Below are 4,893 nucleotides of genomic sequence, written 5' to 3' on the forward strand. Positions count from 1 at the left end.
GTTACATCTTGTTACAAATTAAAACAAAAGGCCAACAGATTTTTCCAAAAAAAGATATACGATAGCAAAGTTAACATTAACTTAAAATAGAGAGCAACATTAGGTAAATGAGGGTGCTGGAACGGGATAAGGTGGTTGTTTTTTTAACATTCGAAAAGACTAGCTTGGAGGGAGCCTCGTACGTCTGATAACGTGTTTATAAAGAGAAATACAAAGATGAATATTAACGAACGTGATATAACCACTGAAATTCATGTTAAAGGCGCTACTTACTTAAATTTCAATATTCCTAAAGAATTTCGCGGTACCTATTTAGGTCTGTGTCATGATTACATGATTGAGTTCTTTAAACAAACAGGAATAACTAAACTACAGCTTCAGCCTGTAATGGAGTTCCAAGAAGAGGAACACCTTATCGAAAAAGGTTTAACTAACTACTGGGGCTATAACCCATCATGCTGGATAGCACCTACGATGCGTTATGCGACGCAAGGTGGTGACCCAGTTAGCGAATTTAAACAGATGGTTAAAACCCTAAAGGATAACGGCATTAAAGTTATTATCGATGTGGTATATAACCATGTGGCGGAGAGTGTCCGCAAGTATTACCCACACTGGAATAGAAACTACTCTGGTTGTGGCGATACCGTACAACTCGAACACTGCGTCGATAGAGTAATACACTCAATGCATACGTGGTATTGTGACTACGGTGTGGACGGGTTTAGATTTGACCTGGCTACTGCATTAGGCCGTGACAGCTTAGGTGGGTTCAATCCTAACTCTAAGATGCTTACCGCCATTAAGAGGGACCCTAAATTACAGGGCGCTATACTTATTGCAGAACCGTGGGATTGTGAAACATATCAGTTGGGCAGATTCCCTGCGGGTTTCCAGGAGTGCTCTGATCGATACCGTCAATGTGTTCGTGAGTTCTGGAAAGGCACAGACAGCATAGGCAACCTCGCTAAGTATATTACAGGCAGCCAAGATACGTTCAATAACTGGCAAAGCAAACGCCCAGTAAACTACGTTACTTACCACGACGGTTATACTCTACAAGATTTAGTCAGCTACGATAAAAAACAAAATCTTGCTAATAAAGAAGATAACGAAGACGGGTGTAAGAATGAAGACAACGCTAGCTGGAGTCGTTATAAGCCAGGTGATACGCCAGAGCAGACAACGGCACGTAGAGAGCGTGATAAACGTAGTATGATGACTACACTGCTTTATAGCCTAGGCGAACCACACATCGTCTTTGCAGACTTATTCAGCCATACACAGCGAGGTAACAATAACGCGTATTGTCAAAACAACGAAATCAGTTGGATTGACTGGAACTTTACCGATACCAACAAGAAAAACTTCTATGACTTTATGGTACGCACTATAAAGGCATCTTCTGTAATTATGGAAGAGTTTAATGCGGCGGTAAATAACGGTTTACAGTATGATTGGAAGTGTGATGATTGGGCCGGTGAAAACGCAATGTTAACACTAACCACAGAAAATAAAATCTTGATATACAACATCGCAAGAGTAGGCATCACTATGTCTGCTTACGATCGAGTATTTGTAACATCGTCTGCGGGTGAACTAGCAGCTGCATAAATAACATTAAGCGGCAGTTATCACCTTTATTCGCTTTACGCGCAATAAACTCATTTAAACAGCGTATAAACTATGAAATATCCGTTAATCGTCTGTGTTACTCTGCAATAATTGCTAATGCGGAATTTAACTCTCCCTCAGAGGTTAATTCACCGAGTTGCCAACGGGAAACAAGCACAGGGCAGGAATAGACCTGGCATCAAGGGTCACAAATATCTTGCTCTGAATAAGCTGAAATTTCTTGTTCATTAATATGTAAAACAAGGTGAGAGTGGTTAGACATAATCGCATAAGCGTAGATATCAATAGCCAATATATTGCTAAGAAATCGAATGCGCTCAATCATCCATTGGCGACGATGCTCAAAACTCTGCCTTGTGTAGTTATCTTCATCAAAACACTGTTTATGTAGTAGGTAAAAATACAGAATCAGTCAAAAAGGTTTGAGTGTCCAGATCTTCCCTTGCCAGCTCCAAGTGCTGATGGATCTATTAATAGTGCAGGCTAAATATCTACAACCACTACCGTTTCTTGTGCATCGTAATTAACTTTTGCTGATCCGCTATTCGCCGCGGTTAAAGGTTGTTATTACAAATCAAAACAAAAAGCCAATTGAATTATTCAAGATAGCGGGGATAATGATTTAACAACACCTACTTCGAATAAATAGCGGAAATAAAAAGGTTAAACAAATGAAATTTACGATAAAAACGAAGCTTATCGTCGCCTTGTGCGTGCCACTGTTATTAATAGGCGTTGTTTTTATTTCCTCGCTAATAAATACACAAAGCGCGGTACTCGCAGTCGAACGAAGCAATGTCAAAAGCAAAGTGACGGCACTGCTCAATGACGGTCTAAAGGGGCAGGTAGATACAGTAACTCGCTCTATATCCGATTTTTATGAGCTGTCAAAGTTAGAAAACATCAAAAAGGAGTTGTCTGCTGAGATGATGACTTTTAAACGCACCATTGAAAAAATTTATGAATCTAGTGATTCAGAAAGTGAAGCAGAGGGCAGCATTTATGCTTTTATTAATCACCACCGCTGGGATAACGGCCGCTATTTTTTCGCTTATAATGCGACTTCATGGATTAGCCCGGCTTACGGAAGTGACTTTAGTAATATTGGCTTAAACGGTTACGACAAAAAAGATGCTAATGGTAACTATTTTGTACGGGATGTTGTCGAGGCTGCTAAAAACAACAGTATTGGTTTCAGTCAATATGCTTTTTTAAACCCAACAACCGGAAAAATTGAAGACAAGATAACCGCTTCTTTTTATTTTAAACCGCTGGATCTGGTTGTTGCTACAGGCGAATACCTTAGCACCCTTAAACAGAATAATATTGCGGCTGCATTACACGCCATAAGCATTGCCAAATACGGGAAAAATGGTTACTTCTGGATACAGGACAAAGACGGGAAAATTCTTGCCCATCCGAAAGCTGAAATTGTCGGCAAAATAGGCTCTACAACCGCAATCATTGCTGCCGGTATAAGAAATAAACCTGAAGCCTTTGTTAAAACTCAGTATCAAAATCCAACCACCCAACAAACGGAAAATAAACTGGTTTATGCGCGTAAAATCTTTCCGGAGTGGGGCTGGACCATTGCCTCGGGTAGTTATGAGAGTGACGTTTTTGTTATACAAAATGGTTTAACAAAGGCTACTAATGAGATTTTCGAGGAAAGAACCACCTTAATGATTATCGTCTCATTGGTTTTAATTGTTTTCAGTTTTATTGTGGCAATTTGGGTTATTAGTTTTACTCTCAAAGGGATTGCTTTACAAAAAGAGTTGATTAACGCGATCTCTCACGAACTCCGCACTCCCATCGCTCGGCTTCGATTCGGTGTGGAAATGATGGAATCCTCGACCTCTCGGACAGATCAGGTCCGCTATGTCAACGGAGTCCAACAGGACCTTGATGAATTGGATATTCTGATCAGCGAATTACTGACTTATGGCCGCTTCGATCAGAACGCTCCGGAACTGCAGATGCAGGAACTGACTATCGAGCCCTGGTTTGAAACTGTTTTGGCTGATCTTGCAGCAGAAGTTTCAGTGGATCTACAGTATGTTTTTCTGGTTGAGAAAAACGCACCGGGTTGTTTTGACCCTAAATCTTTACAGCGGGCAGTGAGTAATCTGGTACAGAACGCAGCAAAGTATGGAAACGGTCAGGTGACGGTGACCTTAGAACAGCAGTATCAGCACTACCTGATCCATGTTGATGACAATGGGCCAGGCATTCCTGACGCAGAACGGGAACGGGTTTTCGAACCTTTTGCGCGCCTCGATTCCAGCCGATGCCGGGAATCTGGAGGCTACGGATTGGGTCTGGCGATCGTCAAACGGGTACTTGATTCACATCATGGATCAGTTTCCATTACAACTTCTTCTCTTGGCGGCAGCCGCTTTACGCTTCGTTGGCAGGTTTAAATCGATAGCTGTCATCATCAAGTTTACCCAATCACATCGCAGGCGTCTAAGAGCAGTAGCGTCTTCAGCCTCTAAACTACCTTTTGCTAACTTTTCCCTGTGCAGTTTGAACCCCTATTAAAGAGGTTCAAACTGCTTTGCTGATTAGCAGAGTTAATTCTCTTTCCCCTCGCCCGTTTCAAGTAGTTTGCGTATAAAACCGCTGCCTTTCTTTTTGGGCATGGTAATTAACTAGTTGGCCCTGTATTCGCCATTGTTACAGCTTGTTACAAATTAAAACAAAAGGCCAACAGATTTTTTCAAAAAAAGATATACGATACCAAAGTTAAGGTTAACTGCCCGATTAACTGCCCGATTAACTGCCCTGAGAAATAACCGGACAGGGTGAAATTATAAATTAATAAATTAATGAGTCAGTATTATGAAGTTTACAATAAAAGCGAAGCTTGTCATCGCCTTGTGTGTTCCACTGTTATTAATGGGCGTTTTTTTTATTGCCTCGCTAATAAATACAGAAAGCGCGGTACTTGCAGCAGAACAAAGCAATGTCAAAACTAAAGTGACGGCATTGATCAATAATAATCTAAAAGGGCAAGTTGATACAGTGACTCGCTCTATATCTGATTTTTATGAGCAATCAAAGTTAGAAAATGTCAAAAAGGAGTTATCTGCTGAGATGACGACTTTTAAAGGCACCATTGAAAAAATTTATGAATCTAGTGCTTCAGACAGCGAAGCAGCAACCAGCATCTATGCATTTCTTAATCAACACCGTTGGGGAAATGGCCGTTATTTTTTTGCTTATGATGCTAGTTCGTGGATTAGTAAAGCGTAC

The 4,893-nt window shown here is 40.9% G+C and carries 3 protein-coding genes; all 3 read left to right on the forward strand.

Features of this window, described 5'->3' with window-relative positions; all coding sequences use genetic code 11:
- Positions 1-216 precede the first annotated feature (216 nt).
- Positions 217-1,614 (forward strand): alpha-amylase family protein, encoded by a 1,398-nt coding sequence (locus AC4GME_RS17160; RefSeq protein ID WP_490379870.1) that lies wholly within the window; start codon positions 217-219, stop codon positions 1,612-1,614.
- 692 nt (positions 1,615-2,306) lie between these two features.
- Complete coding sequence (locus tag AC4GME_RS17165) at positions 2,307-4,058, forward strand: cache domain-containing protein (protein WP_490379871.1); 1,752 nt, start codon at positions 2,307-2,309, stop codon at positions 4,056-4,058.
- A 421-nt stretch (positions 4,059-4,479) separates the two neighbouring features.
- On the forward strand, positions 4,480-4,893 hold a 414-nt coding region (locus tag AC4GME_RS17170; protein ID WP_490379872.1), incomplete at its 3' end, for a cache domain-containing protein.

This window comes from Psychromonas sp., assembly GCF_983033635.1.